The sequence below is a fragment of the Streptomyces sp. NPDC000878 genome, assembly GCF_053599695.1.
In genome coordinates, this window is sequence record NZ_JBSFMT010000002.1 from 68,537 (window position 1) to 81,233 (window position 12,697).

General features: G+C 68.3%; 12 protein-coding genes. 7 read left to right on the forward strand and 5 right to left on the reverse strand.

Annotated features, from left to right (window positions below):
* The first annotated feature begins 92 nt into the window (after positions 1-92).
* Positions 93-299, forward strand: a complete 207-nt coding sequence (locus tag ACWDR4_RS02010; protein ID WP_235479257.1) for a hypothetical protein — start codon at positions 93-95, stop codon at positions 297-299.
* Between the two features lie 41 nt (positions 300-340).
* On the opposite strand, the gene ACWDR4_RS02015 is transcribed toward ACWDR4_RS02010, so the two are convergent.
* The 3 genes from ACWDR4_RS02015 to ACWDR4_RS02025 form a co-directional block, all read right to left on the reverse strand.
* On the reverse strand, positions 341-952 hold the full coding sequence (locus ACWDR4_RS02015; RefSeq protein WP_450402661.1) for a LysE family translocator: 612 nt from the start codon (positions 950-952) through the stop codon (positions 341-343).
* Positions 953-1,028: 76 nt separating this feature from the next.
* On the reverse strand, positions 1,029-1,946 hold the full coding sequence (locus ACWDR4_RS02020; RefSeq protein WP_450402664.1) for a DUF4394 domain-containing protein: 918 nt from the start codon (positions 1,944-1,946) through the stop codon (positions 1,029-1,031).
* A 236-nt stretch (positions 1,947-2,182) separates the two neighbouring features.
* Positions 2,183-3,565 carry a glycine--tRNA ligase gene (locus ACWDR4_RS02025; RefSeq protein ID WP_450402665.1) on the reverse strand — a complete coding sequence of 461 codons (1,383 nt, stop codon included), beginning with the start codon at positions 3,563-3,565 and terminating at the stop codon, positions 2,183-2,185.
* 175 nt (positions 3,566-3,740) lie between these two features.
* Here ACWDR4_RS02025 and ACWDR4_RS02030 point away from each other — a divergent pair, with 175 nt between their 5' ends.
* The 6 genes from ACWDR4_RS02030 (at position 3,741) to ACWDR4_RS02055 (ending at position 10,851) form a co-directional block, all read left to right on the forward strand.
* Positions 3,741-4,697, forward strand: a complete 957-nt coding sequence (locus ACWDR4_RS02030) for a metal ABC transporter substrate-binding protein (protein WP_450402667.1) — start codon at positions 3,741-3,743, stop codon at positions 4,695-4,697.
* Positions 4,698-4,725: 28 nt separating this feature from the next.
* Positions 4,726-5,496, forward strand: coding sequence for a metal ABC transporter ATP-binding protein (locus tag ACWDR4_RS02035; RefSeq protein WP_450402669.1), 771 nt, complete (start codon positions 4,726-4,728; stop codon positions 5,494-5,496).
* Complete coding sequence (locus ACWDR4_RS02040; protein WP_450402672.1) at positions 5,496-6,407, forward strand: metal ABC transporter permease; 912 nt, start codon at positions 5,496-5,498, stop codon at positions 6,405-6,407. The genes ACWDR4_RS02035 and ACWDR4_RS02040 overlap by 1 nt, the downstream gene beginning before the upstream one ends.
* A 58-nt stretch (positions 6,408-6,465) precedes the next feature.
* Positions 6,466-6,885 carry a Fur family transcriptional regulator gene (locus ACWDR4_RS02045; protein ID WP_450402674.1) on the forward strand — a complete coding sequence of 140 codons (420 nt, stop codon included), beginning with the start codon at positions 6,466-6,468 and terminating at the stop codon, positions 6,883-6,885.
* 119 nt (positions 6,886-7,004) lie between these two features.
* On the forward strand, positions 7,005-8,201 hold the full coding sequence (locus ACWDR4_RS02050) for an MFS transporter (RefSeq protein ID WP_450403320.1): 1,197 nt from the start codon (positions 7,005-7,007) through the stop codon (positions 8,199-8,201).
* A 214-nt stretch (positions 8,202-8,415) separates the two neighbouring features.
* Positions 8,416-10,851: a M4 family metallopeptidase gene (locus ACWDR4_RS02055; RefSeq protein ID WP_450402676.1), complete on the forward strand. Its 2,436-nt coding sequence runs from the start codon at positions 8,416-8,418 to the stop codon at positions 10,849-10,851.
* A gap of 103 nt (positions 10,852-10,954) precedes the next feature.
* Here the strand turns inward: ACWDR4_RS02055 and ACWDR4_RS02060 are convergent, their stop codons facing one another.
* Both ACWDR4_RS02060 and recO read right to left on the reverse strand, forming a co-directional pair.
* On the reverse strand, positions 10,955-11,803 hold the full coding sequence (locus ACWDR4_RS02060) for an isoprenyl transferase (protein ID WP_450402678.1): 849 nt from the start codon (positions 11,801-11,803) through the stop codon (positions 10,955-10,957).
* A 30-nt stretch (positions 11,804-11,833) separates the two neighbouring features.
* Entirely contained in the window at positions 11,834-12,583 is a 750-nt protein-coding gene (gene recO / locus ACWDR4_RS02065) for a DNA repair protein RecO (RefSeq protein WP_450402681.1), read from the reverse strand.
* Positions 12,584-12,697: the final 114 nt, after the last annotated feature.

Sequence of the window (12,697 nt, forward strand, 5' to 3'; positions counted from 1 at the left end):
GGATCCTGTCAACTCTTCACACAGTCGACCCCCGTTGATGTTCCTCTTGCTGCACACTCACACCTGCACGCACCTTGGACGCCGGAGAGGTCATGTTGCAGATCAACACGAGCAAGGTGAGCCGCTGGGACCAGCACGGGCGCGAACACGTCGTCCACGTCCAGCGAACCGGAGCGCATCGCGTCATGAGCTGCGACACCTGCGGCTGGCGGAAGAAGGTCCAGTTCCTGCCCTGGCTGAAGGCGGAGGAACACCTCGCCGAGGAACACCAGGCGACGGTCGACCCGACGGCGGGCTGACCGACCGCAGCTTCCGCTCACACACCTGACCACGCACTCGATCACGCACTCGTCGTGGCCAGCTTCGCCCCCAGCGCGAGGAACGACCCCGCGAAGGCCCGCCGCAGCCAGGTCAGCACGCGGGGCCGTGCCATGACCTGGCTGCGTACGGAGGCGGCGAGGATGCCGTACGCGGCGAAGACCACGAACGTGGCCAGCATGAAGACCCCGCCCAGGACGAGCATCGTGACGACCGAGTTGGGGTCGTCGGGGCTCACGAACTGGGGCAGGAACGCGAAGAAGAAGACGGTCAGCTTCGGGTTGAGGAAGTTGATCAGCACGCCCCGGACGATGACCCGCCAGGTGGACCGGGGTGCCGTCTCCTCCGTGACGGCGATCGTCCCCTTCTCCCGGAGCGTGGCCCACGCCATGTACAACAGGTAGGCCACACCTGCGTACTTGAGGATCTGGAAGGCGGTCGCGCTGGTGTGCAGCAGGGCGGCGACCCCGGTCACCGTGGCCAGCATGTGCGGAACACACCCGAGGGTGCAGGCGAAGGCCGCGACGACGCTGGCCCGCCGCCCCCGGGACAGCCCGGCGGCGAGCGTGTAGACGACACCGGTACCGGGCGTGACGACCACGACCAGGGTGGTCAGCAGAAAAGCGAGGCTCATGGGGGCCAGCCTGCCGCCGGTGCGGCCGGACCTACAGGTCCAATGTCCGGCCCCTCAAGAGGACCACTTACGGCGTTCAGCCCTGCCGCAACGGCAGCGCCAGGTCCACCACCGGCCGCCCGGCGTCGAAGGTGCCCGCCCGCTGCACCGAACCGCCCAACAGGTTCACCTGGTAGAGACGCTGGGCGCCGCCCACGCGCAGGACCGCGTACCCGGTGTTCGTGCCGGAGCGGGCGGAGCTGTAGATGTCGAACCCGGCGCCCGCCGCACCCGCGTCGACGCCCAGCTTGCCCGTGGGGGCGAGGTTGCCGGCGTTCGCCGGGGACTGGATCGACACCTGGTCGTTGACGGTGTCGACGTCGAACAGGGTGGTGGCCGTCGTCGCGTCGAGGTCGTTGTTCGTGTACGCGGCTGCCGTGACGCCGGTGGCCGTGACACCCGAAGTCGCGGGCGGGACCGGCGGGTTGGTCAGGATGCCGTCCGTCGCCGTCGTACCGGCCGCCGGTGCGCCCGCCGGGTCGTCGATGTTGTGGCGGAGGTTCTGGCCGGTGTCGCTGATGACCCGGAGCCGGTTGGCGGCGGGGTTGAAGTCGACGCCGAAGCTGCTCCCCTGCAACGGAACGCTCAGCTGGGAGACCTTGGTCGCCTTGGCGCCGATCTCCCGGACGGTGTAGATGCCACCCCGGTCGCCGACGCCGTACAGCTTGTTGTTCTGGACGCGGTAGTCGATGCCGATGAGCCGGGTGTCGCCGTGCAGCCCGTCCACCTTGCCGAGCGGAACGGCCCGCCCGGGCCGGTCGACCCGAAAGGTGACGAGCCGCTGGTCGGCGGTGAGCCCAACAGCGTTGAGCCGCCCACCCGTTGCCTGCCCGCTCACTCCGGCGGACTGAACACCGACCGCGGACGACGAGGCCGCCTCATCCGCGGCTTCACACCCGACCACCCCGATCGCCAGAGCCATCGTGGCAACGCCGATCACTGCCTGCTTACGCATGGTGCCCCCGAAAGGTCAGCGCCGCCCGCACCCTGCGAGCCGCGTATGACCTGTCCTTCGGAGCCCCATGTGTCCCGGATGGGCGAAACCCCGGTTTCGTTACGTCTGTTACGACGGTAACGAAACCGGGGCATCTAGAAATCGCGGCCAACTACAGCGCCCGTTTTTAGGGGCGCGGGGAACTGCGCGACCAGCCCCCCACCGGACCCGCAGCCGACAACGAACCCAACGAACCCCTAGCAGCCGATAAGCCGCTGAGCCAGGTACCCCTCGATCTGATCCAACGAAACCCGCTCCTGCTTCATCGTGTCCCGCTCACGAACAGTCACCGCATTGTCATCCAACGTGTCAAAGTCCACCGTCACACAGAACGGCGTACCGATCTCGTCCTGACGCCGGTAACGCCGACCGATCGCCCCCGCGTCGTCGAACTCGATGTTCCAGTTCTGACGCAGCGCAGAAGCAAGACCCTTCGCCTTCGGAGACAGCTCCGGGTTGCGGGACAAGGGCAGCACCGCCACCTTGACCGGCGCCAGGCGCGGGTCGAGCCGCAGCACCGTCCGCTTCTCCATCTTGCCCTTGGCGTTCGGCGCCTCGTCCTCGATGTACGCGTCGAGAAGGAACGCCAGCATCGAACGGCCGACACCGGCGGCGGGCTCGATGACGTACGGGGTGTAGCGCTCGCCGGCCTCCTGGTCGAAGTAGAAGAGGTCCTGGCCCGACGCCTTGGAGTGGGCCTTGAGGTCGTAGTCGGTGCGGTTGGCTACGCCCTCAAGCTCACCCCACTCGTTGCCGCCGAACTGGAAGCGGTACTCGATGTCGGCGGTGCGCTTGGAGTAGTGGGAGAGCTTCTCCTGCGGGTGGTCGAACCACCGCATGTTCTCCTCGCGCATACCCAGGCCGGTGTACCAGTTCCACCGCTCCTGCATCCAGTACTCCTGCCACTTCTCGTCCTCGCCCGGCTTGACGAAGAACTCCATCTCCATCTGCTCGAACTCGCGGGTGCGGAAGATGAAGTTGCCGGGCGTGATCTCGTTGCGGAAGGACTTGCCCATCTGGGCGATGCCGAACGGCGGCTTCTTGCGCGAAGCGGTCTGCACCAGCGCGAAGTTGGTGAAGATGCCCTGGGCGGTCTCGGGGCGCAGATAGGCGACCGAGCCGGAGTCCTGGGTCGGGCCGAGGTGCGTCGACAGCAGCCCGGAGAACTCCTTGGGCTCGGTGAACTGGCCCTTGTTGCCGCAGTTGGGGCAGTTGATGTCGGCGAGGCCGTTGGCGGGCGTACGGCCGTGCTTGGCCTCGTACGCCTCCTCCAGGTGGTCGGCGCGGTAGCGCTTGTGACAGGAGGTGCACTCGGTGAGCGGGTCGGAGAAGGTGGCGACGTGGCCGGAGGCCACCCAGACCTCGGGGGCCAGGATGACGGACGAGTCGATGCCGACGACGTCCTCGCGCGACGTCACCATGTAGCGCCACCACTGGCGCTTGAGGTTCTCCTTCAGCTCGACACCCAGTGGTCCGTAGTCCCAGGCGGCGCGCTGGCCGCCGTAGATCTCACTGCAGGGGAAAACGAAGCCACGGCGCTTGCTCAGGCTGACGATGGTGTCGATCTTGTCGGCGGCCACGATGCTCTCTTCATTACGAACGGACGGCGCGAATGCTTCAGGTTACCGGCGGGGGCCGCCCCCCAATCAAATCGGTTCCGGCCGAAGCCCTCGACCACGCTCCGAGCCGCGCTCCGGGCCAGGCCTTTTGCCCGCTTGTTGACAATCGTTTCCAGAATCATTGAAAATGACTGTCATGAACGTACGACGACTCATATCGGGCACCGCGATCGCGGCGGCCACCGCGCTCGGCCTCGGCACCCTGTCCGCCTGCTCCTCGGACTCGAGCGCGGCCGACGGGAACAGCGACGGGAAGCTCGACGTCGTGGCGTCGTTCTATCCGATGCAGTACCTCGCCGAGCAGATAGGCGGCGGCCGTGTCTCCGTCACGACGCTGACCGAGCCCGGCCAGGAGCCGCACGACCTGGAGATCAGCGCCAAGCAGACCGCCCAGCTCCAGGAGACCGACGCGGTCCTGTACCTCAAGGGCCTCCAGCCCGCCGTCGACGAGGCGGTGTCACAATCCGCGGCGAAGACGAAGATCGACGCGGCGACACTCACCAGCCTTGAGGACCACGGCAGCACCGAGCACAGCCACGAGGGCGAGGAAGCGCCCGCCGAGGAGGAGTCCGCTCTCGACCCGCACGTCTGGCTCGATCCCGTGAAGTACGCCGAGATCGCCGACGGTGTGAGCGCCGCCTTCCAGAAGGCCGATCCGGCGGGCGCGGCGGAATACAAGAAGAACGCCGAGGCGTTGACCGCCAAGCTGACCTCGCTCGACACCTCGTTCGAGGACGGCCTGAAGAACACGGCGTCGAAGGTGTTCTTCACCAACCACGCGGCCTTCGGCTACCTCGCCGAGCGCTACGGCCTGACCCAGGAGGCCATCACCGGAGTGGACCCGGAGAGCGAGCCGAGTGCCGCGCGGATGAAGGAGCTTCAGGAGGAGGCGAAGGCGGACGGAGTGACGACCGTCTTCTACGAGACACTGGTCTCCGACAAGACCGCGAAGACCCTCGCCGAGGACGCGAACCTCAGGACGGACGTCCTCGATCCGCTGGAGGGCATCACCGAGAAGTCCCGGGGCGACGACTACATCGCGGTCATGGAGGCCAACCTCAAGGCCCTCCAGACAGCTCTGGGCGCCAAGTGACACCAGCCACATCACGGAGGTACGAGGGATGAGCAGCGAGCCGGTCATCTCCCTGCGCGGCGTACGCGCCGAGCTGGGCTCGCGCCCGGTTCTGCGGGGCATCGACCTCACCGTGGGCCGCGGTGAGGTCGTCGCGCTGCTCGGCGCCAACGGCTCCGGCAAGTCGACCGCGATCCGCACGGTCATCGGCCAAGTGCCGGTCAGCGAGGGCGAGATCGAGCTGTTCGGCGTCCCCCGGCGCCGCTTCAACGACTGGCGGCGCGTGGGCTACGTACCGCAGCGGACGACCGCGGCCGGAGGCGTGCCCGCGACGATCACGGAGATCGTCGCGTCGGGGCGACTGTCCCGGGCCCGCTTCGGGATGCTGCGCAAGGCCGACCACGCGGCCGTCCAGCGTGCCATCGCTCTCGTCGGCCTCGCGGACCGCGCGAAGGACTCGGTGAACGCGCTCTCCGGCGGCCAGCATCAGCGCGTACTGATCGCCCGCGCCCTCGCCGCCGAACCCGAGCTGCTGATCATGGACGAACCGATGGCGGGCGTCGACCTGGCGAGCCAGGAGGTGCTGGCGCGGACGCTCAGGGAGCAGGTGGCGCAGGGTGCGACGGTGCTGCTCGTGCTGCACGAACTCGGGCCGCTGGAGCCGCTGATCGACCGGGCCGTCGTCCTGCGCGACGGCTGCGTGCTGCACGACGGGCCGCCCCCGCAGGCGGTCGGACAGCACGCGCTGCCCGGTCACGACCACGTACACCCGCACGCGGCTCACGACGCCGAACCGATCCGGACGGGACTGCTGAGCTGATGGAATTCCTCGACTACGCCTTCATGCAGCGGGCCCTGCTGGCCGCGGTCCTCGTCGGCATCACGGCCCCCGCCATCGGCATCTACCTCGTCCAGCGCCGCCAGGCACTCATGGGCGACGGCATCGGCCATGTCGCGATGACCGGCGTCGGCCTCGGCTTCCTGCTGAACACCTCACCGGTGTGGATGGCGACGGGCGTCTCCGTCGTCGGCGCGGTGCTGATGGAACTCATCCGCTGGTACGGCAAGACGCGCGGCGACATCGCCCTCGCCATGCTGTTCTACGGCGGTATGGCCGGCGGCGTCATGTTCATCAACCTCGCGCCCACGGGCTCCAACGCCAACCTGACCTCGTATCTCTTCGGGTCCCTGTCCACGGTCAGCGAGTCCGACGTGACCGCGATCTGCGTCCTCGCGGCCCTCGTGGTGTTGGTCACCATCGGGCTGCGCCGGCAGCTCTTCGCGGTCAGCCAGGACGAGGAGTTCGCCCGGGTGACCGGCCTGCCGGTGCGCGCACTGAATCTGCTCACCGCGATCACGGCGGCCGTCACCGTGACGGTCGCCATGCGGGTCGTCGGGTTGCTGCTGGTCAGCGCCCTGATGGTGGTTCCCGTGGCCGCCGCGCAGCAGCTCACCCGGAGTTTCGCGGCGACCTTCGCGATCGCCGTCGCGATCGGGGTGTCCGTGACGATCGGCGGGACCGTGACCTCGTACTACCAGGATGTGCCGCCGGGTGCGACGATCGTCCTGCTGACCATCGGCGCGTTCATCGCGCTGACCGCGCTCGCGACACCGCTGGCCCGGCGCCGGGCCCGTGCGGCGGCTGCCGAGGGTGCCTCGCAGTCCGCCGGGGACCCGGCGGAGTGCGTGATTCCGGCCAGCAGGGAGGCCGCCGGCAAGGCGGGCGTCTGACCGCGCACAGTCCGGGCTGGCACAATGGCCCGGCAAGCGCAGACGTAAGGAGACAACGGTGACGACGGCCGGCCCGCCCGTTAAGGGACGATCCACCCGCCAGCGTGCCGCTGTGGCGGCGACGCTGGACGAGGTCGACGAGTTCCGCAGTGCGCAGGAACTCCACGACATGCTCAAGCACAAGGGAGACTCGGTCGGTCTGACGACCGTCTACCGCACGTTGCAGTCCCTGGCGGACGCGGGTGAGGTGGATGTGCTGCGGACGTCGGACGGGGAGTCGGTGTATCGGCGGTGCTCGACCGGCGATCACCATCACCACCTGGTCTGCCGTGTGTGCGGCAAGGCTGTGGAGGTGGAGGGGCCCGCGGTGGAGAAGTGGGCCGAGGCGATCGCTGTTGAGCACGGGTATGTGAACGTGGCTCATACGGTGGAGATCTTCGGGACCTGTGTGGAGTGCGCTGCGACTGTGCAGAAGTAGGTGCGGTGCGTTGTCGGGTGCTGCGCCGTCGTGGCTGGTCGCGCAGTTCCCCGCGCCCCTGAAAGGCTCGCGTCCGATAGTTTCTCGCCGTGGGTCATGTCGAGGAAACAGACAAGCAGCTGAGCGACGTCTCTCTCGGAGTGCCGTTTCGGTGGCTTTGGGGGGCCTACGCCGCCAGTTTGTTCGGGACCTGGGTTGCCTTTGACGCGTTTCCCCTGATCGCTGTGCTCGTGTTGCATGTCGGGCCCGCTCAGGTGTCGTTGCTTGCTGCCGTCGGGGTTGCCGTGGGGGCTCTGGTGGCTGTGCCGCTCGGGCCCTGGGTGGAGTTTCGGCGGAAGCGGCCCGTGATGGTCGCGATGGATCTCGTGCGGTGTGGGGCGCTGCTCACCGTGCCCGTTGCCTACGCGCTCGGGGTGTTGTCCTTCGGACAGCTTGTGGTGGTGGCCGTCGTTGTCGCCGCTGCCGACATCACCTTCACCGCCGCCAGCGGGGCCTGTCTCAAGGGGCTGTTGCCGCCCTCCCAACTCCTCGTCGCCAATGGGCGGTTCGAGTCCACGATGTGGACGGCGAGTGTGCTCGGGCCGCCGCTGGGCGGGGCCGCCATCGGGCTGCTCGGGCCGGTGGTCACGGTGGTCGCGAACGCGGTGAGTTTTCTGCTGTCGGCGGTCGGTATCCGGGCGATGGGCGGGCAGGAGCCTCGTCCCGAGGGGACACGGAAGGCGGGGCTGCGGGTCGGTGATCTGCTCGACGGGTGGCGGTTCGTTCTGGCCGATCCGGTGCTGCGGCCCCTGTTCCTCAACACCGTGCTGGTCAGCGGGCTGATCATGGCGACCGCGCCCCTGGTCGCCGTCCTCATGCTCGGGCGCCTCGGCTTCGCGCCCTGGCAGTACGCCCTCGCCTTCGCCGTGCCCTGCCTCGGCGGTCTGATCGGTTCGCGACTGTCCCGGCCGCTCGTGGCGCGGTACGGGCAGCGCCGGATCATGCTCACCTTCGGAACGCTGCGGGTGTGCTGGCCGGTCGGGATGGCGTTCCTGCACGGCGGTACGACCGGGCTCGTCCTCGTGATGGTCGTGCAGTTCGGGCTGATCGCCTGCATGGGCGTCTTCAACCCGGTGTACGCCACCTACCGGCTCCAGCACACACCGGCGGACCGGGTCGCCCGCACCCTCTCCGCCTGGTCGGTGTCCAGCAAGCTGACCGTCGCCGCGCTCACCGCGCTGTGGGGGCTGCTGGCGGCCCTCACCACACCCCTGACCGCCATCGGGGCCGCGGGCGTCCTGATCCTCGCGACTCCCCTGCTGCTGCCCCGCGCGTAGCCCCGGAAGGGCCCCTCGGCTCGCAGAGGGATAACCCTCGACCTCTTACCTTTTGCTGACATGAACTCCTCAATGATGCCACTCTTCCGGCAGCCATCCCCCACGTCTCTGGCGCACATCACGCACTGCTCAGCTCATCCCGGGCAGCACACCCCCGTCCGCCCGGTTCTGTTTCCGGCCGTTGAAGGCGCGGCCGTCGCAGGAGGAGTCACGAGTGAGACGAACGTCCAGCAACACCCCCCACAGATCCACCCTCCGCTCCCGCAAGGCCACCGCGGCCGGCGCTCTGGTCGCCACCGCGACCCTGCTCGCCGTCGGTGTCCAAACGGTCCCGGCCGCCGCCAAGCCCGCGCCCGCGGCGCCCAGTCCCCTGCGCGCCGGCGCCCTGGCCGCGGACCTCACGCCCGCCCAGCGCACCGCGCTGATCAGGAGCGCCGAGCAGAAGGTGACGCAGACCGCCGGGGCACTGAGCCTCGGCGCCCAGGAGAAGCTGGTCGTCAAGGACGTCACCAAGGACGCCGACGGCACCCTCCACACCCGCTACGAGCGCACGTACGCCGGCCTCCCGGTCCTCGGCGGCGACCTCGTCGTGCACACCCCGGCGGGCAGCACCGGCACGGTCGGTACGACGTTCAACACCAAGCGCGCCATCAAGGTCGCGTCGACCACCCCGGCGCTGACCAAGGCGACCGCCGAGACCAAGGCGCTCAAGGCCGCCGCGGAACACGTGGAGGACACGGCCTCCGCCAAGCCCGCCGCCGACAGCGCGCGCAAGGTGATCTGGGCCGGGCAGGGCACCCCCACCCTCGCCTGGGAGACCGTGGTCACCGGTCTCCAGCACGACGGCACCCCGAGCCGGCTGCACGTCATCACGAACGCCACGACCGGCGCCGAGCTGTTCCAGTTCGAGGACATCAAGACCGGCACCGGCAACAGCCAGTACAGCGGCACGGTCACCATCGGGACCACGCTGTCCGGTTCGACGTACCAGATGAACGACACCACGCGCGGCGCCGCGAAGACGTACAACCTCAACAACGGCACGTCCGGCACCGGCACCCTGATGACCGACTCCGACGACACGTGGGGCACCGGTTCCGGGTCCAACACGCAGACCGCGGGCGTGGACGCGCACTTCGGCGCACAGACGACGTGGGACTTCTACAAGAACACGTTCAGCCGCAGCGGCATCAAGAACGACGGCGTGGCCGCGTACTCGCGCGTCCACTACAGCACGGCGTACGTCAACGCCTTCTGGGACGACGACTGCTTCTGCATGACGTACGGCGACGGTGACGGCGGTACGAAGGCGCTCACCTCGCTCGACATCGCCGGGCACGAGATGACGCACGGCGTGACCTCCAACACCGCGAACCTCAACTACACCGGTGAGTCGGGCGGGTTGAACGAGGCGACCTCCGACATCTTCGGCACCGGCGTCGAGTTCTACGCGGCCAACTCGTCCGACGTCGGCGACTACCTGGTCGGCGAGGAAGTCGACATCAACGGCGACGGTACGCCGCTGCGTTACATGGACGAGCCCGACAAGGACGGCTCCTCCTACGACAGTTGGTACTCCGGCATCGGCAGTGTGGACGTCCACTACTCCTCGGGCCCGGCGAACCACATGTTCTACATGCTGAGCGAGGGCAGCGGCTCCAAGACCATCAACGGCGTCACGTACAACAGCCCGACCTCCGACGGTGTCGCCGTCGCGGGCATCGGCCGGGCCGCCGCGCTGCAGATCTGGTACCGGGCGCTGACGACGTACATGACGTCCAGCACGACGTACGCCCAGGCGCGCACCGCCGCGCTGAACGCCGCCGCGGACCTCTACGGCAGCAGCTCCGCGCAGTACGCGGGTGTCGGCAACGCCTTCGCCGGCATCAACGTGGGCAGCCACATCACCGTCCCGACGACGGGCGTCACGGTCACCAACCCCGGTAGCCAGTCCTCGACGGTCGGTACGGCGGTGAGCCTGGCGATCACCGCCAGCAGCACCAACAGCGGCACGCTGACCTACGCGGCGACCGGTCTGCCGACGGGTCTGTCGATCAGCAGCTCCACGGGCACCATCTCCGGCACCCCGACCACCGCGGGCACGTACAGCAGCGTGGTCACGGTGACCGACAGCACGGGTGCCACCGGTACGGCGTCCTTCACCTGGACGGTCAGTGCGACCGGCGGCGGCTCCTGCACCTCGGCGCAGCTGCTGGGCAACCAGGGCTTCGAGTCCGGCAGCACCACCTGGACGGCGACGAGCGGTGTCATCACCAGCTCCAGCAGCCAGGCGGCCCGTACCGGCTCCTACAAGGCCTGGCTGGACGGCTACGGCTCGACGCACACCGACACGCTCTCCCAGTCGGTGACGATCCCGAGCGGTTGCACGGGCACGACGTTCACGTTCTACCTGCACATCGACACGGCTGAGACCACCACCAGCACGCAGTACGACAAGCTGACGGTCACCGCCGGGACGACCACTCTGGCCACCTACTCCAACCTCAACGCGGCCAGCGGGTACGTGGCGAAGTCGCTGAGCCTGTCGGCCTACGCGGGTACGACGGTCTCCCTGAAGTTCACCGGCGTCGAGGACTCCTCGCTCCAGACGAGCTTCGTGATCGACGACACGGCGGTAACGACCAGCTGATCACCGATCACTGATCACCGATCACCGATCACCGACCATCCCCCCACGGGTAACGACAGTGGCACCCGGCGCGTTTCCGGCGCCGGGTGCCACTGCCTTGTGCTCAGGCCTCCGTGTTGCCCTTCATGTCCCGCTGCATTTCCAGGAGTTGCTCATTCGGGACGGCGCCGCCGAACCGCCGGTCCCTGGAGGCGAATTCGACGCAGGCGCGCCACAGGTCGCGGCGGTCGAAGTCGGGCCAGAGCACGTCCTGGAAGACCATCTCGGCGTAACTCGACTGCCAGATCAGGTAGTTGGAGGTGCGCTGTTCGCCGCTCGGGCGAAGGAAAAGGTCGACGTCCGGCATGTCCGGGTAGTAGAGGTACTTCTGGATGGTCTTCTCGGAGACCTTGTCGGGGTCGAGCTTGCCGAGGGCGACATCGCGGGCCATCGCCTTGGCGGCGTCGGCGAGTTCGGCACGGCCGCCGTAATTGACGCAGAAGTAGAGCGTCATGGCGTCGTTCTTCTTGGTCTGCTCCTGGGCGATCTGGAGTTCCTGTACGACGGACTTCCACATCTTGGGCATACGCCCGACCCAGCGAATCCGGATACCGAGTTCGTCCATCTCGTCGCGCCGACGGCGAATGACGTCACGGTTGAAGTTCATGAGGAAGCGGACCTCTTCCGGGGACCGCTTCCAGTTCTCGGTGGAGAAGGCGTAGAGGGAGAGATTCTTGACGCCGAGTTCCAGGCATCCCTTGAGGACGTCGAGGACGACGCCTTCGCCGACCTTGTGCCCCTCGGTACGCGGCAGCCCGCGCTCCTTGGCCCACCGTCCGTTGCCGTCCATGACGCACGCCACATGGTTCGGTACCAGTTCGCCGGGGAGCTTCGGCGCGGTGGCGCCGGAGGGGTGCGGTTCCGGCGTCTTGTACTCGCGGCGCCGGCTCCCCAGGATTCCGCGTACGACCATGCGCTTCTCGTCTCCTTGTTACTTCTGTTTCTAGTTCTTCTCTACGTAGCGCAGGGAGCGCAGCCCGCGCTCCAGGTGCCAGTGCAGGTAGGCGGACACCAGTCCGCTGCCCTCCCTCACGTGACGCGGTTCACACGCGTCCGCGGTCGCCCAGTCGCCCGTCAGCAGCGCGGCGAGCAGTTCGAGGGCCTGGGGAGAGGGTACGACGCTGCCGGCCACCCGGCAGTCGACGCAGACGGAGCCTCCGGCGGACACCGAGAAGAACCGGTTCGGTCCCGCCATGCCGCACCGCGCGCAGTCGCTGAAGGTGGGCGCGTACCCGTTGACGGCGAGGGAGCGCAGGAGGAACGCGTCAAGGATGAGGTGGGGCTCGTGCTCGGCACGGGCGAGGGTGCGCAGGGCGCCGACGAGCAGCAGATACTGCTGTACGGCGGGCTCGCCCTCGTGGTCCGTGAACCGTTCCGCCGTCTCCAGCATGGCCGTACCGGCGGTGTAGCGGGCGTAGTCGGTGACGATGGCGCCACCGTACGGAGCGATGGTCTCGCTCTGCGTGCAGAGCGGCAGCCCGCGCCCGACCAGCTCACTCCCCCGCGAGAAGAACTGCACGTCGACGTGGGAGAACGGTTCGAGCCGGGCCCCGAACTTGGACTTGGTCCGGCGCACCCCCCGGGCCACGGCCCGTACGCGCCCGTGACCGCGCGTGAGCAGCGTGATGATCCGGTCGGCCTCACCCAGCTTCTGGGTGCGCAGCACGACACCGTCGTCACGGAACAGGCTCATGGGGTCATTGTCGCGTACGGAGCGGGGAGCCCGGACGTGGGCGGTGGCGCTTCGCTGGATATGGGGTGCAGAACCTGCGGGTCCGCTGTGGCTGGTCGCGCGGTTCCCCGCGCC

Coding starts and splice junctions, on each gene's coding strand:
- ACWDR4_RS02010 (WP_235479257.1), top strand. CDS start 93: ATGTTGCAGATCAACACGAGCAAGGTGAGCCGCTGGGACCAGCACGGG.
- ACWDR4_RS02015 (WP_450402661.1), bottom strand. CDS start 952: ATGAGCCTCGCTTTTCTGCTGACCACCCTGGTCGTGGTCGTCACGCCC.
- ACWDR4_RS02020 (WP_450402664.1), bottom strand. CDS start 1,946: ATGCGTAAGCAGGCAGTGATCGGCGTTGCCACGATGGCTCTGGCGATC.
- ACWDR4_RS02030 (WP_450402667.1), top strand. CDS start 3,741: ATGAACGTACGACGACTCATATCGGGCACCGCGATCGCGGCGGCCACC.
- ACWDR4_RS02035 (WP_450402669.1), top strand. CDS start 4,726: ATGAGCAGCGAGCCGGTCATCTCCCTGCGCGGCGTACGCGCCGAGCTG.
- ACWDR4_RS02040 (WP_450402672.1), top strand. CDS start 5,496: ATGGAATTCCTCGACTACGCCTTCATGCAGCGGGCCCTGCTGGCCGCG.
- ACWDR4_RS02060 (WP_450402678.1), bottom strand. CDS start 11,803: ATGGTCGTACGCGGAATCCTGGGGAGCCGGCGCCGCGAGTACAAGACG.
- recO (WP_450402681.1), bottom strand. CDS start 12,583: ATGAGCCTGTTCCGTGACGACGGTGTCGTGCTGCGCACCCAGAAGCTG.